Source organism: Leptospira venezuelensis (assembly GCF_002150035.1).
Taxonomy (GTDB): Bacteria; Spirochaetota; Leptospiria; order Leptospirales; family Leptospiraceae; genus Leptospira_B; species Leptospira_B venezuelensis.
In genome coordinates this window covers 188830-213149 of sequence record NZ_NETS01000011.1, presented here as the reverse complement: position 1 = coordinate 213149, position 24320 = coordinate 188830, and the positions used below count along the sequence as shown (strand labels likewise).

The window sequence follows — 24320 nt, the reverse complement described above, 5'->3', positions numbered from 1 at the left end:
CTGGAAGTGGATTTAAGAGAATTTTTCATAGAAGATCGCCTAGAAAAATTTAGGACGGAAGCTCCCTGCAATTTGGGAGAAAGCGGGATCCGAAATCTGAACCTGGACCAGCTTGCAGAATACCTAAATTTAGATCTGAGAGAATTGGGAAAACTTTCCTTAGCAGATTCTCCCAATTCAGGCAGAAAAGATCTAAGAGAAGAAATTTCAAAACTATATAATAATGTTTCTCCTGATCAGGTTTTGGTTACGACCGGAACCGGAGAAGCGCTCTTCATCGCATTTCATTTACTTTTACAAAAAGGGGATACAACCTCTTTATTTTGGCCTGCTTTTCAGGCATTGTACGAAGTCCCAAGATCACTGGGTGCCAATCTGCAAAAAGTGGACCTTCTTCCCAGATTAGAAACTAAAGAATTGGGATTTGGAAAGGGAAATCTAAACAATCTATTCCTAAATTCTCCTAGGCTAATCGTATTTAATCATCCTCATAATCCAACCGGGATCATAGCGGAAGAAGAAGATAAGAAGGAATTACAAAGACTCTCCAAAAATTTCCCGAACTGGATCATATTTGATGAACATTATAGATTTCTTTCGGAAGAAGAGGATTTGGGATGGAGCGGTTTTGGGATTTGTGAAAATTCAGTTTCTACAGGTTCTATCACGAAATGTTTTGGAGTGATGGGACTTAGGATTGGTTGGCTTATTGGTCCAAAAGATTGGATCGTCAAAGCGAGATCCATGAAGGATTATCTGACTCATACTGTTTCTCCTATCTCTGAATTTCTGACTTTAAAACTTTTACAGAATCGTAAAACATTACAGAGTAAGATCAGAGAAACACTGCGGAAAAATATCCGAATCTTCGCCCATGCGGCAGAGGCTAAGACACTTCCTGGAATCGAAAGTTTTAAAGAACCAAGGGGTGGAGTAGTAGGTTTTGCAAAATTACAATCAGGCTTAGAAACCAGAAAATTTGCAGATCTTCTGTATAAGAAAGCAGGAGTATTCGTTTTGCCTTCCGCTGATTTTGAAACGGAAGGTTATATCCGATTAGGATTTGGAGAAACAGAAGAAAGATTTCGTTTAGGTCTGGAACGCTGGAGCACTTTAGGATCGGACGTGATCGCTCTTTTGAATAAATAAGCGATCTGTCTGTCTCTTGAAAAAGATTGAGATTCCAGTGTGAAATAAGATTTTCCTAAAAATACATGCGGACTTTCTAATATACTTTCGAATCTAGAATTTTCTCTGGCAGGTTTCCAGTTCCATTCCAATCCTCTGATACCAATTTTTAAGTTTTCCCCTTGGATTTTCCAATAGGTTTCTCCGCTTCTAAAAGGTAATCCCTGTCTAAGTCTTGGCTCTTCTTCTTTTAATAGTTCAGGGGAAATCCAAACTCCAAGTGGAAATAGCATAGGTCTTTCTGGATCTATCTCTTCTTCCTTTGTATGCCCGTATACCCAGACTTCTGTTCTATAAACTCTATTTGGACTAGGGAATGTATCCTCGTAGAAATTTCCCAATTGGTGGGATAGAACCCTCATAGATTGGATACGAACCTTCCATTTTCCAGGTTCTCCCACGGGAAGAACAGATTCAGGCAAACAATCTTGGAACAGATCCGAAGGAACTGAGGTCTCCCAAATTACGAATGGAGAAAGAGTAAGAGTGCTTGTTTGAGGAAACCAAATTTCCCAGAAATATGGTTTGTTTCGAAGGTGGAAATTTTCCTTTTTGCGGACCTTCTTCTTTGGTTCTTGGAATAAATTTTCTCCGGGATGAAATGCTTTGAAAGAAGGTTCTGATTCTTGGATTTTGGATTTCCAGGGTAGAAAAAATAGTAAGGACCAAAGAGAAACCTTATGTTTTCGGACTCTGTGGAATTTTCTTTTTGCGTTTGGAAAAATTTCCTCTGTTTCGGTTTCAGTAAAGGAGAAGGGTGGCAGGTTCTCAGACCAGTCTTCGGTCGTGCCAGATTCCTTTCCGTTTAAATTGCGAAAATTACTGGAGTGGGACTCTGCAGTAACGTAAGGATCCACTCTTTTTTGGAGTCTGATCTTTCCCGCTTCCCATTTAATGGAAAGGTGGAAAAAGGAGGACCGGAACCAGGAGAAAATTTTTTCTTTTAAACTTTTTAGTCCGATCATTCTTGGAGATACGTTAATAGACAGAGTTGGGAAAGGCAAGCCTAACTTCCCCTAAAAAAAGGAAAGAAATATGGGAAGAACGTCCTTAGAACATGAAGAGTTTTTAAAATCCATAGATGCGTTCCATCTAAGGGTTCTTGCGGAGATTGATTATCCTCAGTCCTTATTCAGAGACGGAAAGATCCAGGATACGATCTGCATTTTTGGATCTGCTCGGATCTTAAGCCCCGAAGAATGTAGAGAGAAGGAAACTAAAAATCTCTCTGAATCAGAAAAGAAATTATTCCAAAAACAAAAAGAGATGTCCGTTTATTATGAGGACGCTCGCAAGACTGCAGCATTAATCACTTCTTGGGGAAAGGAAATTTCAAAAGAAACCAGAAGAATGGCTGTCTGCACGGGTGGAGGCCCAGGAATTATGGAGGCTGCCAACAGAGGTGCTAAAGAAGCAGGCGGCCCAAGCTTAGGCTTGAATATCAGACTTCCTTTCGAACAATTCGTAAATCCTTATGTAGATCCTGATATTAGCGTTGAATTCCATTATTTCTTCATGAGGAAACTTTGGTTTCTCCGATTGTCCATGGGAGTAGTAGCATTTCCTGGCGGCTTTGGCACTGTAGATGAATTATTCGAGACCTTGACCCTGATCCAAACTGGTCGTAATAACCGAAAGATCCCAGTGATACTTTATGGTACTAAGTTCTGGAGAGAAATATTCCATCTAGAAAGTATGATAGATTATGGACTTATTGATCCAGAAGACCTGGATTTAATGACCTATTGCGATACACCGGAAGATGTTCTGGAAACATTAAAGAAGAAAGTTCCGCTCGATTTGGACTAAGACCCAAAAATGGGAGAAATTCTAGGATTTTTCCCAAATCTTTTTGGTTTCCTTGACATAAGCAACTTATAGAAAACTATGGTCGCAGTATGGCCAGAAAATGTGTTGTGACAGGGAAAGGTACGATAGCAGGAAACAATGTTTCCCACTCTCACCTTAAAACCCGTAGAACCTGGAAAATCAACCTAATCAAAAAACGTATCTTCTTGGAAGATGAGAATCGTTGGGTAACCGTTCGTATCTCTACCCGCGCTTTAAGAACCCTTAAAAAGAAAGGGATCAAAGCTGCGATCAAAGATAACGGCGAATCACTAAAAGCACTTGCCCCGAAAAAGCACGTCGGAATCCAAAAAAAGGCAATCTAGTCCTTCTTTTTCCGCGACCCCTGAATATGTTTCTCGAATTTACTTCCTACTTAGGAAGGAATTCGGGGACGTAAATTCTCCTCTCCAATATTCCAAAGACTACGAATTTGCGATCTCGGTAATTCTTTCCGCTCAGTGTACTGACGAAAGAGTGAACCAGGTTACTCCTATTCTTTTCTCAGAGCTTCCTACATTGGAATCTATTGCTTCTGCTCCTTTGAAGAAGATAGAAAAGTTAATTTATTCTACTGGTTTTTATAAGAATAAGGCAAAGTCAGTTTCTGGTTTTGCGAACCTTCTTCTAAATGAATACAATGGCAAATTGCCTAAAAGTATCAAAGAACTGATCAAACTTCCGGGTATCGGAAGAAAAACAGCAAATGTTGTATTAAATGAGATCCACCATATTTCCGAAGGATTCGTGGTAGACACTCATGTTAAAAGAGTTTCTAAAAAGTTAGGTCTTACCAAACAAACAGATCCAGTAAAAGTGGAGAAGGACCTAATGCAAAATGTGCAATCTGAATACTGGATGGATCTGTCCTTGTATTTTATATTTTTAGGAAGAAAATACTGTAAGGCACATAAGACATTCTGTGAGACTTGTATTCTCAGAAAAGAATGTCCTTCTTCCACTTCACCCAAAGATTAGAGAGGCCAAAATGAGCGTAGAAGTCTTTTTAGATGAAAAAATCCAAGGAATGGAATTAAGCACTCAACATATAGTCATGTCCAGGGATTTAAACCAGCATGGTTTTCTCTTCGGAGGACAGATGCTTGCCTGGATCGACGAAGGTTGTGCAATGTTCGTTATCGAAAAAATTGGATATTCTAATCTTGTTACAGTAACAATGGATAACGTGATCTTTAAAAGCCCAGGTTTGCTCGGAGAGATCATTCAAATTTTTTCAAAAATAGAAAAAGTTGGAAAGAGTTCCATCACCATCCGAAGTGCGGCCATTGCAAAAAATCAGATGAAAAAAGAAATAAGAGAGATCATAGATTGTAGGGTAACATACGTCTGTTTGGATGATTCCGGAAAACCATTCCCTTATTTCAGTCAATTTGATCCGGATGAATTCCTAAAAAAATAATATGGCCGTTCTATTCCCTGTCTCTCCCGAAAAAGCGAATCTTCTTCTTTCCAGAATGAGAAAGTTAGGGATACAAGAATCCGATATAGAGGAAACTTTTGTAAGAAGTGGAGGCAAAGGAGGACAGAATGTAAACAAGGTTTCGACTGCTGTCCGACTATATTATAAAAAGAAAGACATCGAAATTAAATGTTCCATTCATCGCACCCAAGGTTTAAACAGATATAAAGCAAGAATGCTTCTTTGTGATAAAATAGAGGCTGAAATTTTAGAAGCTTCCAAAATTGAAGATCCTAAACTTACAAAGATCAGAAAGGCTAAAGCGGACAAAGCCAGAAAAGCAAAAAGAAAGGCTGCATCAAAGGTCGTGGCAAGTCTAAAAAGAAAAACCGGTCCAGAGGATTGGAACGAAGAATATTGAAACATGCCTGAAGTAGTCAATCATACTCTGATTGTAGAAAAACTCAAAAACCTAACTGGTTCTCCTGGATGTTATCTCTGGAAGAATTCAGAAGGTGAGGTGATCTATGTAGGTAAGGCTAAAAATTTAGATAAGAGGATCCGTAATTATCTAAAAGAAAAACAAACTGATCTAAAAACCAGATACCTGCAGAGAGAAATTTTTGATCTGGATTGGTTTGCAACTTCTACAGAAAAAGAAGCTTTAATTTTAGAAGCAACTCTGATCAAAAAACATAATCCGAGATATAATGTTCGTCTAAAGGACGATAAAAAATATCCGTACATCTGTGTTTCACTTTCTGAACCTTATCCAATGGTGTCTATCACTCGCAAAATAAAGGATAACGGCGATCGATATTTTGGTCCTTTTACAGATGTAAGAACTACTCGTGAAATTTTAGATGTAATACTTCGTATTTTCCCCATTCGAAAGGTTAGACAAAAACTTCCACTTCCTAAGCCTAAACGACCTTGTTTGAATTTTCAAATGGGAAGATGTTTGGGGCCTTGCCAAGGAACAGTTCCTGAAGATGAATACGCCGTTATTGTAAACCAGATCATTCAATTTTTAGAAGGTAAAAAAGAGATCCTCGCGACCGAGCTCACCAAACGTATGGATGAGTATTCCGGCAAAATGGAATTCGAGATCGCCGCCAGATATCGGGATATGTTAGGAAGATTACAGATCTTCCGACAAAAACAAACTGTTGTGAGTATGGACGGTGGAGATGAGGATGTAATCGCTTTTGCTCGTAAAGAAGATGAAGGACAAGTAGTTCTCATGGAAGTCCGTGGTGGACTTTTAGATAATAAGAAATCTTTTCCGTTGCAAGGTGTGCAGAATTCCACAGAAGAAGAAATATTATCCTCCTTCTTCCGAGATTATTATATGGGAGCCGGGCTGATTCCCGCAAGTATAGTCGTTCCTTTCGGCTTAAAAGAAGAAGGGGAGACTGTATTGGATTTTCTACAAGAGAAGACTGGATTTAGACCTAAATTAAGATTTCCTAAAGCAGGAGAGAAAAAGTCTCTTTTAAAGATTGCAGAAAAGAACGCGGAACTTGGACTTACAGAAAGACTTCTTGCTACTCATTATAAGGACCAAACAGTCGCATTAAAAGAGATCCAAGATATGTTCCAACTCAAGGAACCTCCTCATATTATAGAATGTTATGATATTTCCCATTTCCAGGGATCTTTTCCTGTCGCAAGTGGCGTTATGTTTGTAGAAGGAAAACCATTCAAACAAGGATATCGAAAATATAATATCAGAGGTTATGAAGGTATTAACGATCCAGGAATGATGCATGAGGTCATTTCCAGAAGGCTGCAAAGAATCATTAATGAAGATGGAGTGATGCCTGATCTGATCGTGATTGATGGAGGTCCTACACAACTTGGAAAAGCATGTGAGGCAGCAGTGGAGGCGGGCGCTGCAAATCTTCCTATGGTGGGGCTTGCCAAAAAAAGAGAAGAGATCTATTTCCCTGGAGAAAGTTCTCCTTATAGTTTTGATATGAATTCTCCTGGGATGCGATTACTTCGTCATCTCAGAGATGAGGCGCATAGATTCGGAGTAGAACATCATCGATCTAGACGAAATCGAGAAGCTCTTACTGGTCTTATCAGAGAAGTTCCTGATATTGGTCTAAAAAGAAGTAAACTATTACTCCAATCCTTCTCCGGTCAGAAAAAGATTGAAGAGGCAAATATTGTTGAGCTCATGAAGGTCCCAGGTATTGGAGAAGCATTAGCTGAGAAAATTTATAATTATTTTCACTCCGCCTCAAGTCCGGCAATTCCAGACGGAACCAAAATTCCAGAAAACTCCGACTCTAATTCCTAAAAATCGCAAGTGGAAAGTTTTCCCCCAGACAAGTAGCTCTGGAGGGAAAAATGCAAACAATCTTATATGCTATCGCTTTCATTATACTTTTCATTTCCGCTTCTTGTAAGCAAGACTCTGGCACTGAACTAGTCTGGAATGAAACTGAAAAGTCAGTCCATTTTCAATACGATCCAATCTTCGCAAAAGTTCCGAGGCTTGTTTCAGATCTAGTCCAAGAGAACGGCCAAGCATGTTTCATTTCGGGAGAAGATCCAAATTTTAAAATTCGGATCTGCATTGAGGAAACAGGAATTTCGCAATTCTCAGAAGTTTTTTCTGCCTGGAAAGAAGGGGCCTTGGTCCCTGAATTCAGTTCCAGGCTATCGGACGATTCTGATTATAAAATTGGAACTTATCCATCTTCTGAGATTAAGAGGATGATCGAAGGTTCTGGATTTGCACTGATTGGTGATAAAGAATTAAAGTCTCTACGCATTGGAGCTCAAGTCTGGGATCGAACTAATTTTAATCTTAGAAATCATCTTAAAACTTTTAGTATATTCACATTTTCAAATGGAACTGTTCTTTTAGTTCATTCTGCTATTGAAAAATCAGAAGTATATCTTGGACTTTCTTTCAAGGCTCCAAGATTTGAAAAAGAGATCCAAAATCTTATCAGAGCTAAAAATCAAATTGGATTAGAAAACTGCACATCTTCCCTTCCTATTGTCACAGAAATTTTTGGTGAACCTTCAGGTATAGGAAGATGGATTGAGATCTATAATCCAAATACAATTCCGATTTGTGAAGAGGGATTAGAGTTTAATTTATTTGGTAACAAAGCCTTAATTCCTAAAACTACCGGTTTTATTTCTCCTAATGAAACTCGCATATATTCAGAAGAATCCGCTTCTTTAGAAAGTATCTCTATTTCAGGAATGAAATGGGGGGATTTGAAGAAGGCAGGTAAAATTTCAATAGGCATCCCTGATAAATCTTTCGAGTTCAATCTTCCTGGAACGGGATATTTATTTGAAGACGCTTATTATTCCTGGAAGGGAAAATCGTTCTCTAATTGTGAAATAATATCTCTGTTTTGTATGGATCCGGGAGAGAATCGAAATTCGAATCTTGAAAGTGAGCTAACCTGTGATCCAAAGGATTTTATATTAGAAGAGCTGAACCCGAATGGATTGAAGCATAAGGGAGTTTTACAAGAAGGTTGGAAATACTTAGATCTTGTATATCTAGGTACTAAGGTTTGTGATCCTTCTTCTTTAAAAATTTCGTGGGGAAAAAATCTTTTTCCGATCAAGCTTTCTAAAAAGATCTCACAAGGAGAAATTATAAGTATTGGTAATTTGCCTTTTCTGTTAGGGGATCCTTCTTATTCTATTGCGTCTTTTAAATCTGTTACCTCGAGTGATATAGTTTCCCTTTCAAATAGTAATGGAAAGGAGAAGGTTCTCTGGGACGGACTCTTTAGAACATCTAAAGGTATTCCTACTCGAGTCATCCTCCAAAAAACAAATGGAGAAACTGTGAGCATTTGTTTTGAGAATGGTCAGGCATTTCTTCATCCAGATTTGACTCCGGAATCCCATACAAATACAGATTCGCAGATTCCTTTTTTACAATCATCTATACCTGCCGAAAATTCCAGGACTTCCCCTGCTAGAATATTTTGTTTCAGATCAGAAACTATTGGTAGAGCGAGATTTTCAGAAATTTCGTGGATGGGTTCCTATCTTGGAGCCGATCCGGTTTCCAAGGATAGATTTTTAGAATTTGTATCTGACACTGAAAACTCTCCTGATTCTGCATATTTAGAGATCATTCAAGGGAATGGAACTATAGTTTCTATTCTTCTGCCATTAGAGAAAGGAGGTTTAAGTTTACTTTCTTCCGGAAAGTCGACTTGTTTTCCTGATACAGATTTTTGGAAGGATTCAAATTTTAGCCTACCTTCTTCCGGATCGAATCGGTTGAAAGTCTATGATCCATATACAGGAGAATATTGGGATGAGTTTAGCTACAGCTCTTCGGGCCCTGGAGTAAATGATACTCGAAACAAAATTCGAAAATCTGCATATTCTAAAATGGAATCGGGGCAAAGGGTTTGGTCAGTAAGTTCTTACGCCGGAAGGCCTAATAGAGATCCTAATTGCCTGCTTACAGATGCCCATCCTGGTTTTCTGGAATAAGAAGGTGGATCATGAAAAGACTCTTCTTCTTAGTTCTATTTTTATATGCTCAAATTTTATCTTCAGAGGAAATTCAGAATCCGTCTTTGCAAATCTATTTCCAATGGATCTTGTTTAGGACACAAGGACGGATCTCGGAAGAGAAGGAGTTGTCCAGGATTTCAGCATTAACTTCGCCTGCTGTATTCGGTTTTAATTTTGAGAAGTCTACGGAGAAGTTTAGAACAAACTTAGAATGGAATCTGGTTACTACAGCAAATTCTGGAACATTCTTTTTACCTGGAAAAAACTCATATTTCGGAATTCTTTACAAAGGGTTTTTATGGGGAGCCGGTAGAAAATCGGATTTGGAAGAATTTCCAGCCTGGTCCTCTTGGAAAGATGGGGTTGAAGGTCTATTTGCGGAAACTGATTTGGATCGGATTAAGATCAGATTCGATTTTTTGGATTTATACAGAGGATTTCCTTTATTAGAGAACCAATGGTTAAAATTGCAAGGAAGAGAATATTTTCTTCCGAAACAGGCAAGAGATGAATTAGTTTCTGATAAGGAACCTGCACTTTCCTCTCAATCTAGATATAGAGCTGGGATAAGTCTGACCGGAAACAAAGAAGATCGTTTAGTATATAGATTCAGGGTGCGTTATCTCTCTTTAGGAAACTGGGGCAGATTTGGCTCAGATACAAAAGAATCCAAAACAGAAACAATAGAAGGAGACAGAGATTATCTTGTAGAATGGAGATTTGGACTCGGATTTCTTTGGAACTGTTTTTATATTTCCGGCGACTTTTTCCTTTCCAGAGGATTAGACAAAACCGGATACCATCCTTCTCGTTCTGAAAGATCCATACCGATCAGCGGAGAGGCTCTTAGATTTGATTTAGGTTTTTATAATTCTTACGGAAAAATATCTGTCTTTGGATTTTTGCCGGATAGAGAAAAAAGATCTTCTCAAGGTGAAGTTTTAGAAATGGGTTTTATAGGAATGGGAGCTTCTCCTATTTCAAACCCAATCTTGCAACAGGTTTGGGGATTTTATCCTTCAGCATGGATCACAGACAATGGGTTAGAAAGAGAAGAATCCAATTTTCCTGGGAAACGACCTGCAAATCTATTTGGGTGGAAGGCAGAAGGAAAGTTTTTTGGAATTTCTCCAGGGATCCATTTTACCTATATCGCATTTTTGAATGAGGAAAATTCTTCCTCCGGTCTTTGGACTATTTCTGCCAAAAATCTACAAGATAGATTTTTGAGAGAGGGAGGCCTAAGTATTGCTTGGTCTCCATTAGAAGATGACTCCTCAAAGATCGAATTAGATCTCGGGGGTTTTGAATCTGACGAACAAACAGGATTAAAACAATGGTACATGCTCTTTCGGATCGGAGGAGTTTGGAAATGAGGAGGTTTGGTTTATTCTTATCGATAATTCTTTGTTTCTATTCGTGTGAAAGAACTGAAGAAGACGTTTCGATTTTTTGGGAAGATGAATTATATCCTAAGGTTTTCTTTTCATATCCGGGTCGATTTGTTCCGCTTGGTAAAAAGAGAAATGTCCGAGATGAGATCCTACGTATCATTCGAGAAACAGAAAGATCCATTTATATGCATATCTATTCATTCGATGATCCTGAAATTGAATCCGAACTCTTATTAGCAGATAAAAGGGGAGTTCGTTTGGAACTTATGGGAGAATGGGGAAAAACATATCCAAATTCTATTCTACCATTTATAGGATATTGGAAAGGAACAGGATTACAACATACCAAGGTTTTGGTTTCAGATCAATCCTTGGTCTTTCTTGGAACCGGGAATTTTACTTATTATGGTTTGGAACAAGATCATAACGGATATTTGGAATTCAAACTGAATCAGAAAGAGTGGGAAAATTTTCACTCTTTCTTACGGGAAGAATATCCTTTTCCTGTTTTGAAAATTGGTGGATTAGAATTTTGGAATTCTCCACTGGAAGGAAATTTAATCCAGAGCCGGCTTATGGATTCTGTTGTATCTTCCGCTCATTCCATTCAATATCTGATCTTTGACCACTATGATCCGATTTTGAGTTCAGGATTTACACGAATAAATCATGCTTCGATTAGCGGTATTTATAATCGGCCTATAGATCCGGAAGGAAATATTCTATCCAGCATGCATAGAATAGAAATCTCAGAAGATGGAAATGAAGATATTTTAGATGATCCCACAATTGGAAAAGGAGGACTTCTTCACCACAAAACCATGATCTTAGATGATCTAGAAGTGCTCACCGGATCTTATAATTATTCTCTAAGCGCAAGAGATTCCAATCGTGAGATTCTTGTCCGAATGAATGATTCTAGAGTTGCCAGCAAATTTAAGGAAGAATGGAAGAATATTCGAAATAAAGCCAAACCTATAGAAGTCTATCCGTCGAATTTGCAGGTTAGTACGAGTAATGAATATAACTTCGATACTGAGAGTGAACAGATTTGTAAATCTCAGATTCAGCCTGAGGATCTATTTTTAGAGATCGGATTTGTTTGGTTTCGTTGGAATAATCTTTATAGATGGAAGGAAGAAACCTGTAAATCTATCTCAGAATATGAATCAATTAGTTCTCGTAATTTTGGTGGCAAAAGTGAATTTCCAAAGGATGGAGTGGAAGACCTAGGAATTCAATCATTCTCCAGATCGGGAAAACTGGAATTTTCCATACCAAAATCTGGGTCGATGGCTGCGTTTTATTCTGCGATTTTAAAACCTTCTGTTTTCTTGAGACCTTCTTATTTTCTAGGAACGGAAGGGGCCTGGATTTTTCAGAATGAATCTGAACTCGCTGGACTTCTCTTTGAAAGTTCTCCAAACCAAGTTTGGATTTTGGAACGAGGTAAACTTCCAAAGAAATTAGGAGTTTCCGTTGAAGAAGGAGTATATTATCTTTCTGAGAGTGTGGTATCCAACTCAGGTGTGATAATACTTGAATATGAGAACTTCGGGCTGTATTTCTGTTATAAGGCTATCAATTATAATCTAAACTGGCCAGAGCAGATCTTATTTGCAGCATTCAATTTCCGAGAAACTCTCAGTGTTTCCAAAGAATATTATAAATCAAACTTGGAATTTTTTGCTGAGCAAGGCTTTCCCAATCAAAGAAGAAAAAACTTATGCGTTATCTCTCTTTGATAAAAGAATTTCTCCCTTAACAAAAAGACCTAGTAAGATCCAGAAAAGGATGACCACTTCGTCGTCCTGGAAATAACATTGGAATAGCCCGGAAACAAAAAATCCAATCAGTCCATAAAAGAATAATATCCTTTGAAAGTCTTGTTTGGATTGAAATAAATATCCGATTAAAATTGCTCCAAGTCCCAAATAGATCAATACAGCGGGAATTCCAAACACGGATGCCAGATGGAAATAGTCATTATGAGCATGTCCTCTTTGTGTTACTTCATAAAAATAAGAGAGTTCAGAATATTCTTCCGAATGAGAAATCCGAACCTTTTCGATCTCTTTATTATAATTCCCGGGACCAACTCCTATAATAGGATGTTCTTGGATTAATGGAAAACTGGAATCCCAAATAAATGTTCTTCCGGAGTCTGTATGTTTTTCCTTTCCGAAAAGAGGTCCGATCACCTTCTTTCCCGCAGGACTAAATGCAAGCACCAGTCCTATTAAAAATAGGAGTCCTAAAAAGATGGAAGCCCCCTTGATTAAAAAGGATTTTGAAAATTCTTTTCTGATGAATAATAAATGAATCCCGGCAAAGAAGATACTCACTCCTGCACCTATCATGCTGGATCTAGCTTGGTTGAGTAAGAACACTAAACAATATAGAAAGAGTAGAAGCCCGGCTATAAGTATTTTTTTCTTATCCCCTTGGATCAGAGTTCTTAAAAAACCGAATACTGCAAATGCTGAGAAAAATTGAAGCAATCCTCCGAAGGTTAAATGAGTGTTCATCAAACCTATAGAAATATAAAGAGGAATTGAAGAAATAGAGCCTAAGGGATGAGTGAATCTATAACTACTGGAAGTTTTGTATAGATCGCTGATAAGTCTGGAAAGTCGGACCGAACTAAAGCCGCCAGCAACTCCTGAAATTACCAGGAGTAAAAAAAGCCATACGAGTGCTCTATATACTTTGGGCAAATCGTCCTTTGTAGTAAATCCTATAGAAAGAAATCCGAAAAATAGAAAGAAGTCTTTGAGTTCACCATTCCAAGCTGCTTTCGCATATCCTGGACTGGAATTATCGAAAACCAGATGGATCAAAAATACAATCCCATACCATACAAAAAGAGAAATGGAAATTTTAGAAACAGGATGATTCGGTAGTATCTCCTTCCAATTTCCTGATTTTAGTTGGTCTGCTAATCCGAAAAAAAAGGAAAGTACGAGAAAACCCTGGCTAAGGCTGACCGAAATTCCTATGGAAGGAAGGGTCGCAAGTAAACAGAATAGATGTGCTTTTTTTAAAAACTCGTTCATCTGGTTTCTGGAAATAATCTTACTGATCTATTCTTTGTAAATTCGATTATTTTTCACATAGATTTCTGGAATGGAGTGGTAAAATACATATTATGGGGGAGATTGGTTCCGCATTAGGAACCTAGATGAAGATTCTTTATTTTTCGGACACCTTTTTACCCAAAATTGACGGGGTCGCTATCTCAATGAAAAATTTTGCGGAAGCCCTCGCCGAAAGAGGACATGAATTTTTGATTTGTTGTCCACGTTATGGAGAAGGGGATTTCGATCGAATGGGAGATCATATTCGATTAGAAAGATTTAGAAGCGGATACCTTCCAAGTTACCCTGATATCAAAGTAGTTTTACCTTCTCCTTCTAAAATTAAAAGAGCCATCAAGGAATTCCAACCTGACCTGGTGCATATCCATACCCCTGGGCTTATGGGAGTCTATGGGATCAACGCAACAGAAAAATACGGGATCCCAAGCATAGGAACGTATCATACTTTAATGTCCGAGCAGGACATGTATCTTTCTTTTTATCGCCTCCTTAAACTAGACAAACTTTTCATGAGAATTGGAAAGTTGAATAAAAAGATCAAGATAAAAGACTTAGTGAAGTTTGAAAAGCTCGATAAGTTCAATATCCGCAAGAAGATCATTCTTAAAATTACGAATAATTTATATGATCGATGTGATTTGATCATATCTCCTTCTCATTTGATCAAAAAGCAGTTAGAAGAGTTTGGATTAAAGAAACCTGTCGCTGTTATCTCGAATGGGTTGGATCTTTCACAATTTAAAGGAAGTCCTAAAACTCTTTCTGAAAGTCCTAAACTTCTGCATGTAGGTAGGATCTCCTACGAGAAAAATTGTGATGTGATCATAAATTCGTTCAAACTGATCATTGAGAAAATCCCATCGGCTACTTTAACAATCATTGGGGACGGACCCGCTTTGGCCTCCCTTAAGGTTCAGGCGCAAAAGCTTGGAATAGACCATGCGATTACTTTTACAGGTTTTATAGACAGAGCAGAACTTCCTAAACATTATCCGAATTACGATCTTTTCCTAACCGCTTCTACTATGGAAACCCAAGGACTTGTAATTTTGGAATCTGTAGCTTGCGGTCTTCCTGCAGTTGGTGTTGATTCATTTGCAATCCCAGAATTAGTTCATGATGGTGTAAACGGATTTATCGCAAAACCATTTGATGTAAAAGATATCGCAGAAAAGACAGTTCGTATTTTAGAAGATCCTGCGATGTATGCTGCCTTCTCCAAGGAATCACTAAAAATTTCACAAAGCCATGAAATGAAGGCTTGTGTAGATAGAATGGAAGAAGTATATAAATCAGTCGCAGAACAAAAGCATAAGAAGAAGAAAAGATCTATATTAAATACGATCTTCTCTTTGGATCCTTTTGGGATCTTAGGCTGATCAAAAAAGTGTATTTATGTTCTTGATGACGTTGATCCGTTTGATCACGTCTTCTGGAGTAATTCTTTCCATACAGGCAAAGTCTTTTCGGTAACAAGTGGTATTTCCGTAAATACTGCAAGGCCTGCAAGGTAGATCGTCTATTTGTAAAACTCCAGTGTCTTCCTGACCAAAAGGCGCAAATCCAGAAAGCGGATGAGTTGTCCCGAATAGAGCGATCACAGGGCGTTTTAAAAGTGCTGCAATATGAATATTGGAAGAATCCATTCCTATAATCACATCCATTCTTTCCATGATGCCTAATTCACCTCGTATTCCAAGTTTACCACCGGAAACGATCGTCATGGATTGGTCCCCATTTCTCCATTCTTCCATTTGAACTGCTTCTTGGGAGGAACCGAATAAGAAAATTCTAATATTCGGAAACTCTTCTTTTAGTAACCTAAGTAATTCTAAACTTTTTTCTAATGGCCATTCTTTCAATTTATGGCCAGCAAAAGGTGCATAACCCACCCAAAGTCCTTCTTTTTTGTCTATCTTTCTCGCAAGAAGGAAGTCTTTGGCGTAAATTTTAGATTCTGGATCTACATTGATCCAAGGACCTTTACGAACAGTTGCAGGAAATCCCGCTTTTTCGAAAACTTTAAGATATCTATCCACAGTGTGGGGAAGTTTACGCAGAACTTTTCGAGTCTTGCGTATTTGGCGCATTTTCTCTCTTCTTCCCTTAATGATCCTAAAAACGGAAACCCCTCTGATCCAAAAGAAAAAACTGATAAAGCGAGATCTAACGCTAGAATGCAGGTCCACAATCTTTTCGTAAGGACCTAATTTGTTCAATTCTTTGAATAGACGATATAAGCCGGAAAAGCCTTTATATTTTTTAAGATTGATCCCGATCACATGAACATTGGGGATATTATAAAAGAAGGGAGCATAATTCCCTCTGGTAACAACAGTGAGTTGTATATTTGTATACTTCGCGGCCACGGCGATCAACGCCGGAGCCATTAAGGCAACATCTCCCATCGCTGAGAATCTTAGCACCAAAAGATTCATGCTTGTTTTGTATATAAGGATGGGTTCAGATTTTTGTCGTTATACATTTTCATCTGCCTATACACCTTATAGAATTTATCTCCTTTAGATAAATCGTCCAGAAGTTCATCCAGACATTTGGAAAGATCAGTTCTCTGCTCCAATAAAACATTCAGCTTGTTTTGGCAGGTTTGGATATGTTCAGGACTCACATCCTTTCTTTCCGTTTGTTCTTTCATATGATAAATTTTGAGTTCCAGAATGCTCATCCTGTCTATCAGCCAAGCAGGCGTTTCAGAGTTCATTCTGGCATTCGGCTTTCTTTCCACAGACTTGTACATTGCTGAGATTTGATCATCAATCTGCTCTACGAGATCTGTTCTTTCTTGGTTCAAAGCATCTATTTTTCTTTTGAACTGGACAAGTTCTTTGTCTGGAAGGTCAGGCCTTCTGATCTCGTCTTCTACATGCCATTGGATAGTATCTATCTGGTTTTTTTGGTAAAATAGGAACTCAAGTGAGGATCCGGGGAATGGATTCGGAGAAATTGTTTCCTCTTTATGCCAGTCCATGACGGAATTTTTGAATATCTCAACCACTTTGGCCGATTCTAACTTCATCGGAGCTAGAATTTACGCGATAGACCAAAAATCAAGAGGATTTCCTTCTAATCGGTCCGTCGGGTAATACCAGAAGATTCTAGTTCCGCTTTACAAAATAAATTTCCCAGGTTAGGATTTTGCCCGCATGAAAAAAATAGTACCTCCGGAAGCGTTGCAATTTTTAGCGTCTATCCCCTTATTCAAGGGTCTCCCGAGAAAATTACTAGTCTTACTTTACGGTCATATCGAAGAGCGGCACGTTCACAATCATACTGTTATTTACTATAAAGGTGAGATCTCCAAGGAACTTTACATAATCCGGCACGGAGAGGTAATGATGACTTTGGGAGAAGCAGGAAAAACGGTTCGTTACTTGGGAGAAGGTGACGTATTCGCTGAGAATAGTGTTCTGACAAGAACTGCTCATACTGGCTCCGCAACCGCGATCCTGGATACATTATTATATGTTTTGGATGGGGAATATTTTTTAAAACTCGCCGCAAAAGAAAGAGTCCTTTCTCAAAACTTAATGAGACTGATGGGAATGAGAATGAGGGAGGTAATGGAAGATTCCTCTGCTCCAATGCATTCTCCTCGGAGACTAGTATGTCATATTCCAATCGAAGAAGTAGAAGATTTTAAAGTACATCTAGAATCGATAGTGGATAATGGTAGGAAGTCCCACGAAGGCCATGTTTCTCTTTTGAGAATGGATACGTTCAAAGGAAAATCTGTTTCCGAAATGATCCGTACGATTGCGGGGCTCAGAAAGAAGTCTTCCATACTACATCTCTATTTTAAAAATCCAGGGATCCAGCCTGAATTGGATAAACTTGTGCAACAATGTGATCAGATTGTTTTCTGGGAGGAAAAACCGGAAAGGAATCTAAAACAAAAAAATGAGATTTTAGGTTATTGGGAACCCAGGATTCGAAATTTTTCAGGAAGGACTTCTCGGATCATTGTTTCTGAAAATGGATTAAGAAAGCATGAAGAATCTGCAAACCAAAAGATATTTTATAAGGGAGAAACCTTTGCGAGATATTTGGTCTCAAGGACCAGAGGACTTGCGCTTGGGGGAGGGGGAGCAAGAGCTCTTGCTCATGTGGGCCTTTTAAAAGTTTTAGAAAGAGAAGGGATCCGTTTTGATTTTGTAAGTGGTTCTTCTTTCGGCGCAGTGATCGGTGCTTTATATGCCAGGGGAGAAAGCACAGATTCAATCTTCAAAATGATCGGGAAGTTTTTTGGTGGGATAGAAAAACCTTTCGATCCTACTATTCCGCTTATCTCCTTCTTCAAAGGTAAAAGAATGCTCCGAATGTTAAAAGATGCATTCGGTACACAGTTGATAGAAGATCTAAAGATCCCATTTGCAACTTCCGCAGTGGATCTTCATAGCGGACAAGAATATGTAATGGACCAGGGACCTGTCTGGGAAGCGCTGGCTGCAGCAATGAGTTTGCCCGGGATGTTCCCCCCTGTATTCAAAGGGGATCATCTTTTGATAGATGGTGGAGTGATCAATAATGTTCCGGAAAACCTGATCCGAAGAAAAGGTGCAGATGTGATTCTATCGGTGAACGTTTCTCCGCTAAGAGACGAGGGGATCGTTAGGCTTTTAGAAGATAGAAAGGTAACAGGAAAGTCATTTTTCAAAAATCTTTGGGAAGATATTACGTATCCTCCTATTCTAAAGATCATGGCAAGAGCGATCACATTAGAAGGAAGAGAGATCACTAAATTGAGAAAAGAAAAAATGGATCTTTTTATCAATTTACATATAGAAGAATTCGCTTTTACGGATTTCGGAAAATATAAAGAAATTATTAAGAAGGGAGAGTTAGAAACGGAAGCTGCGATTGGTGATATTCGTAAACTATTCTTTCCCACTGAAAAATAGTCAGAGATAATATAGGATTTTTTCCTGGAGTCTATCTGAATGTTTTCTCCAGGAAAGTTTCCACTCTTCGCTTCCTTTTGGTCCTACTTTGTTTGTAAGTGCAAATATTGTTCCGAAAGGAATATTAAATAGATTACATACTTTTGCAAGACCGAATGCTTCCATATTCTCGAAACCTAAACTTTCTCCCTTGATCCTTTCTAAAGCCCTTGGGCTTAGATCTTCTAGGGTGACTGAGCCTGTTCCGTTGGTTGCGGATTCTACGAAGTCGTTTCCTTCGAATGGGAATTTTAAATCCGGGAATTCATATTTAAATGTCATACTTTCAGGAAGTCTGATCTTTTTGTCCAAAAATGCGATCTGGTAATTTGCGAACACTTTCGAAATTCCGAATTTACCTTCCCAATCCTTTCTGGGGATCCAGTTATAAACTCCTGCAGAGCCTATCCCGAAAATCGCTTTAGGTTTCCAGGTGGAAGGATCTAAAAGATATTTTTGGAGATTGATTGCAGCTTCCAATTCTCCGATGCCTGCTTCGAAGGTGTGGATACTTGGATTCGATTTAAGTTTGTCGATTTCTCCCGCGAAAGCCGCGCAGAAAAGGATATCCTGGATTTTAAGGTCGCTCATCTGATTAAAGAAAGATCGTTTTTATCAGATGCTCATAGAGTTCTGCAACCTTATTTCTTTTCACTTTCATGGTTTCCGTGAGTTCTTTTCCTTTTTCGAATTCCTTGTCTAAAAGGCGAAACTCAACGATTTTTTCGAAATTTTTAAATCCGTTCTTTTCAGATACAGTATTCTTGATCAGGTCCTTATAAAACTTCAAAACTTTTGGATCTTGGACCAGGGCATGATTGTCAGTAGCCAGGCTAATACCCTGGGATGAAAAATGATCTCTGATTTTTGCAAAATCTGGAACGATTAAAACGGCCAAAAACTTTTGGTCTTGGCCTATAACTACTGCAGTTAATGCCCAACCGGTTTCTAAAATTTTTCCTTCGATTGGTTCAGGCTCCACATTTTCTCCGGATGAAAGAACGATTGTATCCTTTGCCCTCCCTGCAAATTTTAACTCTCCTGTTTTAGTCCAAACAAATAAATCACCTGAATTAAACCAGCCATCCGAAAAATTAGTCTGGCTGAGTTCCAAATTTTTATAATAGCCTGCGGTTACATGTGGACCCTTATGCCAAGCGATCCCTTTGTCTCCAGGTTTTGAAACCACTATATTCTGCTCATTAACTAGTTTGATATGTGCTCCAGGAAATACGGGCCCTATTGATCCTGTTTTTGGAATTGGAAAACTTCCTAATGCTCCCATCCCTGTAGTTTCAGTCATTCCATATGTTTCTATGATAGGAACTCCCATGGAACGAAAGAAAAATTGGATCTTAGGAGGCATAGCTCCTGCGCCACAAAATGCAAACTTAAGTTGTCCACCGAATAGAGCCCTTACAGGTGCGAGTATTTTCTGAGCTAAAATATTCAAAAAATAGAATACTGGAAGAAAGAGGATAGAAACTACTGTGTCGGTCAACTTCTCCTCTTTATTCAAATCTTCCGTTTCCGAATAGTTTCCCGTAACGGTATCTAAAAGAGAATTATAAGTTTCTGCGATCCTAACCGCTATTTTAAAAATTGCAAGTTTAGCAGGAGAAGATTTAGAAACCTTATCCCAGATCCTACGATACAATGCTTCCCAAACTCTGGGTACAGAAACAAGAACAGTAGGTTTGATGATCTCAAAGTCACGAGTAAGCTGAGAAACATTGGAGCAGGCGAGTGATGCCCCCCAAGAAAGAAGTGCTGTTTCTAAAATTCTTTCCGCGATATGCCAAGGAGGAAGGAATACCACAACTCTATCTGAATAATTAGCAGGCACAAATTGTTGCAGCTGGTTAATGGTCCAAGTAAAGGATCTATGCTTTAATACCACACCTTTGGGAACTCCAGTAGTTCCAGAAGTATAGATAATCGTTGCAATATCGTTTTCGGTTAAAGATTCACCAATTGACTGAAGATGTGACTTTCCTTTCTTCTCAACCCAGGTCCGTCCCTGAGCGATAGCAGTTTCCAAATCTATAAATTCGATTTTAGGGTAGGCTGTTTTTAATTTCGCCAAAGAAGCAAAGTTTTCTTCGGACTCTATTAGTATTACAGTTTCTAGATGTTTTAGTCTACTTAAAATATTGCCAAGTTTACTGAGTACCTGTTCTTTTTCTATAAATGTGATCTTGGATTCAGTATGATCTAAGATATAAAATATTTCTTCTTCACTTGCATCACATCCTCTTGGAACATCAGCTCCACCAGAGCACATTACGGAGAAGGAGCATAATGCCCATTCTGTCCTATTATCACAGAATAAGCCTACCTTATCGCCCTTGTTTAAATTCTTCTGTCTGAAAAACCCAGAAAGATTTTCCAGATTCAAAAACCATTCAGAATAAGAAATTCCTGAGAAGGATTTTAATTTTTCATCCCATATCCATTGGAAGGGTCTATCCTTGTAATGGATACAAGAGTCCCTGACAAGATGATAGATACTTCTTTTTTCCATGCAGATTAGGAAAGTAAGCCCAGAGTTTCCGACTCGTTCAACATTAAATTTATATTTTGTAATGCCTGACTTGCCGCCCCCTTCATAAGATTATCCAGGGCAGAAACGATTGTGATATTCTTTCCTCTTTGTCTCAGGCTTATATCTAAGAAGTTGGTACGTTGCACTTTTGCAAGATCAATCTCTTCAGGAGTTTTTCTGATCCGAATAAAAGGTTCTGATTTAGAATTTTCGATAAGAGTCTCAAAAAAAGGTAAATTTTCAGAATTCGCTTCTAAATAGATCGTGGATAAAATCCCTCTGTATACTGGAAGTAAATGAGGCACAAATAAAATTTCAGGTTCAGATAGCCCGGCTCCTTCGAAACAATACTCTTGGATCTCAGGTTCATGCTGGTGGCTTAAAATTTTATAAGCTCTGAAATTTTCATACACACCATTGAAGGAAAATCCACCGTCTTCTACTCTCCCTCCGGCGCCACTAATCCCTGATTTACAATCAGCTACAATCCTTGGTTTTATCTCCTTTCTGAGATTTCCTAAAAGATAAAGAGCTAGTATAACTGAAGTAGAGAAGCAGCCAGGATTGGAAACAAAGTCAGCGCCTTTCAGTTTCTCTCTGAATATTTCTGGAATACCGAATACCGCTTTTGCTGTTAAGGAGAAGCTAGTATGTTTTAATTTATAATTCGTTTCGAATTTTTCTTGGTTATGAAGACGATATACTCCGGAAAGATCGATTACCTTATGACCTTTATCCAAAAACTTAGGAGCCAACTCTAAGGAAGCATCGTTTGGAACTGCGAGAACTACAAGTGAACCTTTTGGAACCTCATCCTCATGTTTTTTAAAAACTAAATCTTTAGGAGAGAGTAGATCTGGAAAAACTTCTGAAAGAGATTTGCCTGCAAGTTTATCGCTAGTAACATGCACAGCTTTGTATTTTGGATGGCGGGCAAGTAATCCTAATAATTCTTTTCCTGTAAATCCGCCTGCTCCGATGATGCTGATCTCTGACATGACTCTTCCTTTTGACTAGCGTTTGAAACAATCCTAAAAATCGGGATTAAGCTTGGAATAAAAAAACGCCGGATGAGTTTTCATCCGGCGGTCAATGGTTTCTAAAAAGAAAGCCAGTAGTAATTAGCCTGCTGCTTTTTGGACTTCTTCCGACGGCGGAGCAGGAGGTAGTTTACCGTCAGGTGCTAAAGGGGGCAATCCGTTCAGATCCCTTACCATATTTTCTACTTGGAAGGCGATCTCTGGATTTGATTTCAGATATTCTTTAGCTGCTTCTTTTCCTTGGCCTATCTTTTCCGTATTATAGGAATACCAGGCTCCGGATTTGCTAATAATGTCGTGTTTTACCCCTAAGTCAACGAGAGAACTTTCTCGGCTGATTCCTGTATTAAAGATTATGTCGAATTCCGCCTGACGGAAAGGTGGGGCCATTTTGTTTTTTACAACTTTTACACGCACCCTATTCCCAGTGGCTTCTTCCTTCTCTTTAAGTGTTTCTATTTTACGGATATCTAAACGAACCGTACTATAAAACTTTAATGCGTTTCCACCAGTGGTAGTTTCAGGAGAACCGAACATAACACCAATCTTCATACGGATCTGGTTGATGAAGATAACAACAGTTTTTGACTTAGAAATGGTTCCAGTCAGTTTACGAAGAGCTTGGGACATAAGTCTTGCTTGCAGACCCATATGGGAATCTCCCATATCACCTTCGATCTCTGCTTTAGGAACTAGTGCAGCAACAGAGTCTAAGACTACTATATCAATTGCATTACTTCGGACTAGAGATTCACAAATTTCTAATGCTTCCTCTCCGTTATCCGGTTGAGAAACTAATAGTTCCTCTAAATTAACTCCTAACTTTTTAGCATAAGCAGGGTCCAGTGCGTGTTCCGCATCTATAAACGCTGCAACTCCACCTCTTTTCTGGCATTCCGCAATTGCTGAAAGTGTAAGAGTAGTCTTACCGGAAGATTCCGGACCGTAGATCTCTACAATCCTTCCTAATGGATAACCACCAATTCCTAATGCGATATCTAGATCCAAGGATCCTGTAGGAATAACAGGGGCGACTACGCTTGCGGAAGCAGATCCTAAGCGCATAATGGAGCCCTTACCGAACTGTTTTTCGATTTGGGTCATTGCCTGGTCTATGGCCTGGCGTTTGGAATCATCCAAACCCTGTGCTTCTTCTTTTTGCTTTTTCATGGACTCTTTAGCTCCTTCTCTTGCCAAGACCCGGTTCCCCCTCAGATAAAACTGCGTGTACTTTTTTAATGGGAATCAATCTTTTCTAATAGGAAGGATACTCTTAGTCCCGGACAAATTCCAGGTCAGATCTAAAAAACCTTCCGATTCCCTGGGAAAAGTTTCTTGCTAAATCACTCTTATGTCACCCAAAAAATTAGATTAGAGGTGAAAAAAGTGCAAATATTTGTATAGTAAATATGGTTGTAGTATAATCGGCTCTGGAAAACAAGGCCTAATCGGATAAAAATCCTTTCTCAGACTTCTTCTTATCTTCCAAAAACGATATTTCTGCCTTATGGCTTCTACGAGTTTGTTCTAAAAGGAATCTCCAGAACCTTCCAGCATATAATATAAATATAATGAATGACGCGAATACCAAAAGTATTTTAGAGAGAAGTAATATATAGAATGGAACTAAGTTATGATTTGGGAAATAAAACAGTTCCGTTTTGTTTTCGGAGAAGTTTTTTGCATTTCCTCCATTCTTTTTGTTCTCTTCTGCGAATGTTCGGACTTCTATGATGTCCAAATCCTTTACAGGAAAGTCTGGGATTATTTTGTATAATAGAAGCGCCCCGGATTCGGAGAAGAGCAGGAAACTTCCTTGCAGTTTCAATTCTCCCCATTTAGGCAAAGGACGATAGGGAAGATTACGAAATATGTATCGAAAGGAAACTGGACCAGTCTCGAATTCGTAATATGACTCAGGGAAATTGCCCTTGGAATTAAATAAAGTTTCCCAATCTTTACCGGCAAATTTGATCTGCACACCTTCAAACCTTTCTAAACTTTGTAGATCCTTTTTTAGTTTATCAAGTCCTGGCTTTTGGTTTTGTCTTTTGTCAGGTTTTAGATCATTTTTTAGAAATAATTCTAAACTTTGTTCGGAGTCCTTTTTTAACTCTGTAATATATTCTGTACTTATATTGCGGACTATCCTTTCTTCCACTAAAATTGGATGTCCGGACCATTCTAAAAATGAATTGAATAACTCCTCCGGCGACTTTTCGGAAGCGCTAAGGCTTAAGGGATAGGAGAGAAAGAAAAGCAAAAAGAAGAATCGGAAAACCTTTGACATAGGCGGCTTTTATCCTGTAAT

21 protein-coding genes are annotated in these 24320 nt (G+C 38.6%); 12 read left to right on the top strand and 9 right to left on the bottom strand.

Going from position 1 to position 24320, the window contains the following annotated elements:
* Positions 1–6 precede the first annotated feature (6 nt).
* Positions 7–1149 (top strand): pyridoxal phosphate-dependent aminotransferase, encoded by a 1143-nt coding sequence (locus B1C82_RS17185; protein WP_086448824.1) that lies wholly within the window; start codon positions 7–9, stop codon positions 1147–1149.
* Here B1C82_RS17185 and B1C82_RS17180 read toward each other — a convergent pair.
* Positions 1047–2192, bottom strand: coding sequence for a hypothetical protein (locus B1C82_RS17180; RefSeq protein ID WP_086448823.1), 1146 nt, complete (start codon positions 2190–2192; stop codon positions 1047–1049). The genes B1C82_RS17185 and B1C82_RS17180 overlap by 103 nt on opposite strands.
* Positions 2193–2223: 31 nt before the next feature.
* Here B1C82_RS17180 and B1C82_RS17175 point away from each other — a divergent pair, with 31 nt between their 5' ends.
* From B1C82_RS17175 to B1C82_RS17135, 9 genes are all read left to right on the top strand, one after another.
* Positions 2224–2997 carry an LOG family protein gene (locus B1C82_RS17175; protein WP_086448822.1) on the top strand — a complete coding sequence of 258 codons (774 nt, stop codon included), beginning with the start codon at positions 2224–2226 and terminating at the stop codon, positions 2995–2997.
* 89 nt (positions 2998–3086) lie between these two features.
* Positions 3087–3362, top strand: a complete 276-nt coding sequence (gene rpmB, locus B1C82_RS17170; protein WP_086448821.1) for a 50S ribosomal protein L28 — start codon at positions 3087–3089, stop codon at positions 3360–3362.
* The gene (locus B1C82_RS17165; protein ID WP_086448820.1) at positions 3319–4014 is read left to right on the top strand and encodes an endonuclease III domain-containing protein; all 696 of its coding nucleotides are present in this window, start codon (positions 3319–3321) and stop codon (positions 4012–4014) included. Before rpmB ends, B1C82_RS17165 begins: the two co-directional genes overlap by 44 nt.
* Before the next feature lie 10 nt (positions 4015–4024).
* Entirely contained in the window at positions 4025–4456 is a 432-nt protein-coding gene (locus tag B1C82_RS17160) for an acyl-CoA thioesterase (protein WP_086448819.1), read from the top strand.
* Position 4457: 1 nt separating this feature from the next.
* Complete coding sequence (locus B1C82_RS17155) at positions 4458–4877, top strand: peptide chain release factor family protein (protein ID WP_086448818.1); 420 nt, start codon at positions 4458–4460, stop codon at positions 4875–4877.
* Positions 4878–4880: 3 nt separating this feature from the next.
* Positions 4881–6764 carry an excinuclease ABC subunit UvrC gene (gene uvrC, locus B1C82_RS17150; RefSeq protein ID WP_086448817.1) on the top strand — a complete coding sequence of 628 codons (1884 nt, stop codon included), beginning with the start codon at positions 4881–4883 and terminating at the stop codon, positions 6762–6764.
* Between the two features lie 50 nt (positions 6765–6814).
* A complete protein-coding gene (locus B1C82_RS17145; protein WP_086448816.1) occupies positions 6815–8950 on the top strand; it encodes an LIC11755 family lipoprotein in 2136 nt (711 codons plus the stop codon).
* Between the two features lie 11 nt (positions 8951–8961).
* Positions 8962–10350, top strand: coding sequence for an LA_2168 family protein (locus tag B1C82_RS17140; protein ID WP_086448815.1), 1389 nt, complete (start codon positions 8962–8964; stop codon positions 10348–10350).
* Positions 10347–12113, top strand: coding sequence for a phospholipase D-like domain-containing protein (locus B1C82_RS17135; protein ID WP_086448814.1), 1767 nt, complete (start codon positions 10347–10349; stop codon positions 12111–12113). The genes B1C82_RS17140 and B1C82_RS17135 overlap by 4 nt, the downstream gene beginning before the upstream one ends.
* Here the strand turns inward: B1C82_RS17135 and B1C82_RS17130 are convergent.
* On the bottom strand, positions 12093–13424 hold the full coding sequence (locus tag B1C82_RS17130; protein WP_086448813.1) for an O-antigen ligase family protein: 1332 nt from the start codon (positions 13422–13424) through the stop codon (positions 12093–12095). The genes B1C82_RS17135 and B1C82_RS17130 overlap by 21 nt on opposite strands.
* A gap of 125 nt (positions 13425–13549) precedes the next feature.
* Between B1C82_RS17130 and B1C82_RS17125 the strand changes: the two genes are divergently transcribed.
* Positions 13550–14845, top strand: a complete 1296-nt coding sequence (locus tag B1C82_RS17125) for a glycosyltransferase (protein WP_086448812.1) — start codon at positions 13550–13552, stop codon at positions 14843–14845.
* On the opposite strand, the gene B1C82_RS17120 is transcribed toward B1C82_RS17125, so the two are convergent.
* Together B1C82_RS17120 and B1C82_RS17115 are read right to left on the bottom strand one after the other, a co-directional pair.
* Complete coding sequence (locus B1C82_RS17120) at positions 14846–15904, bottom strand: glycosyltransferase family 9 protein (RefSeq protein ID WP_086448811.1); 1059 nt, start codon at positions 15902–15904, stop codon at positions 14846–14848.
* Complete coding sequence (locus tag B1C82_RS17115) at positions 15901–16503, bottom strand: DUF4254 domain-containing protein (protein WP_086448810.1); 603 nt, start codon at positions 16501–16503, stop codon at positions 15901–15903. Before B1C82_RS17115 ends, B1C82_RS17120 begins: the two co-directional genes overlap by 4 nt.
* Before the next feature lie 127 nt (positions 16504–16630).
* Here B1C82_RS17115 and B1C82_RS17110 point away from each other — a divergent pair, with 127 nt between their 5' ends.
* Positions 16631–18385 (top strand): patatin-like phospholipase family protein, encoded by a 1755-nt coding sequence (locus B1C82_RS17110; protein ID WP_086448809.1) that lies wholly within the window; start codon positions 16631–16633, stop codon positions 18383–18385.
* Here the strand turns inward: B1C82_RS17110 and B1C82_RS17105 are convergent, their stop codons facing one another.
* From B1C82_RS17105 to B1C82_RS17085, 5 genes are all read right to left on the bottom strand, one after another.
* Entirely contained in the window at positions 18386–19015 is a 630-nt protein-coding gene (locus tag B1C82_RS17105) for a phosphorylase (RefSeq protein ID WP_086448808.1), read from the bottom strand.
* A gap of 4 nt (positions 19016–19019) precedes the next feature.
* On the bottom strand, positions 19020–20948 hold the full coding sequence (locus tag B1C82_RS17100) for an AMP-binding protein (RefSeq protein WP_086448807.1): 1929 nt from the start codon (positions 20946–20948) through the stop codon (positions 19020–19022).
* A 5-nt stretch (positions 20949–20953) separates the two neighbouring features.
* Positions 20954–21967, bottom strand: coding sequence for an N-acetyl-gamma-glutamyl-phosphate reductase (argC, locus tag B1C82_RS17095; RefSeq protein WP_086448806.1), 1014 nt, complete (start codon positions 21965–21967; stop codon positions 20954–20956).
* 123 nt (positions 21968–22090) lie between these two features.
* Positions 22091–23179 (bottom strand): recombinase RecA, encoded by a 1089-nt coding sequence (gene recA / locus B1C82_RS17090; protein WP_086449342.1) that lies wholly within the window; start codon positions 23177–23179, stop codon positions 22091–22093.
* A gap of 274 nt (positions 23180–23453) precedes the next feature.
* On the bottom strand, positions 23454–24299 hold the full coding sequence (locus tag B1C82_RS17085; RefSeq protein ID WP_086448805.1) for a hypothetical protein: 846 nt from the start codon (positions 24297–24299) through the stop codon (positions 23454–23456).
* Positions 24300–24320: the final 21 nt, after the last annotated feature.

What these genes read in the sequence shown, in the direction of transcription:
- B1C82_RS17175 (WP_086448822.1), top strand. Translation starts at nt 2,224, where the DNA reads ATGGGAAGAACGTCCTTAGAACATGAAGAGTTTTTAAAATCCATAGAT.
- rpmB (WP_086448821.1), top strand. Translation starts at nt 3,087, where the DNA reads ATGGCCAGAAAATGTGTTGTGACAGGGAAAGGTACGATAGCAGGAAAC.
- B1C82_RS17160 (WP_086448819.1), top strand. Translation starts at nt 4,025, where the DNA reads ATGAGCGTAGAAGTCTTTTTAGATGAAAAAATCCAAGGAATGGAATTA.
- B1C82_RS17155 (WP_086448818.1), top strand. Translation starts at nt 4,458, where the DNA reads ATGGCCGTTCTATTCCCTGTCTCTCCCGAAAAAGCGAATCTTCTTCTT.
- uvrC (WP_086448817.1), top strand. Translation starts at nt 4,881, where the DNA reads ATGCCTGAAGTAGTCAATCATACTCTGATTGTAGAAAAACTCAAAAAC.
- B1C82_RS17145 (WP_086448816.1), top strand. Translation starts at nt 6,815, where the DNA reads ATGCAAACAATCTTATATGCTATCGCTTTCATTATACTTTTCATTTCC.
- B1C82_RS17140 (WP_086448815.1), top strand. Translation starts at nt 8,962, where the DNA reads ATGAAAAGACTCTTCTTCTTAGTTCTATTTTTATATGCTCAAATTTTA.
- B1C82_RS17135 (WP_086448814.1), top strand. Translation starts at nt 10,347, where the DNA reads ATGAGGAGGTTTGGTTTATTCTTATCGATAATTCTTTGTTTCTATTCG.
- B1C82_RS17130 (WP_086448813.1), bottom strand. Translation starts at nt 13,424, where the DNA reads ATGAACGAGTTTTTAAAAAAAGCACATCTATTCTGTTTACTTGCGACC.
- B1C82_RS17125 (WP_086448812.1), top strand. Translation starts at nt 13,550, where the DNA reads ATGAAGATTCTTTATTTTTCGGACACCTTTTTACCCAAAATTGACGGG.
- B1C82_RS17120 (WP_086448811.1), bottom strand. Translation starts at nt 15,904, where the DNA reads ATGAATCTTTTGGTGCTAAGATTCTCAGCGATGGGAGATGTTGCCTTA.
- B1C82_RS17115 (WP_086448810.1), bottom strand. Translation starts at nt 16,503, where the DNA reads ATGAAGTTAGAATCGGCCAAAGTGGTTGAGATATTCAAAAATTCCGTC.
- B1C82_RS17110 (WP_086448809.1), top strand. Translation starts at nt 16,631, where the DNA reads ATGAAAAAAATAGTACCTCCGGAAGCGTTGCAATTTTTAGCGTCTATC.
- B1C82_RS17105 (WP_086448808.1), bottom strand. Translation starts at nt 19,015, where the DNA reads ATGAGCGACCTTAAAATCCAGGATATCCTTTTCTGCGCGGCTTTCGCG.
- B1C82_RS17100 (WP_086448807.1), bottom strand. Translation starts at nt 20,948, where the DNA reads ATGGAAAAAAGAAGTATCTATCATCTTGTCAGGGACTCTTGTATCCAT.
- argC (WP_086448806.1), bottom strand. Translation starts at nt 21,967, where the DNA reads ATGTCAGAGATCAGCATCATCGGAGCAGGCGGATTTACAGGAAAAGAA.
- recA (WP_086449342.1), bottom strand. Translation starts at nt 23,179, where the DNA reads ATGAAAAAGCAAAAAGAAGAAGCACAGGGTTTGGATGATTCCAAACGC.
- B1C82_RS17085 (WP_086448805.1), bottom strand. Translation starts at nt 24,299, where the DNA reads ATGTCAAAGGTTTTCCGATTCTTCTTTTTGCTTTTCTTTCTCTCCTAT.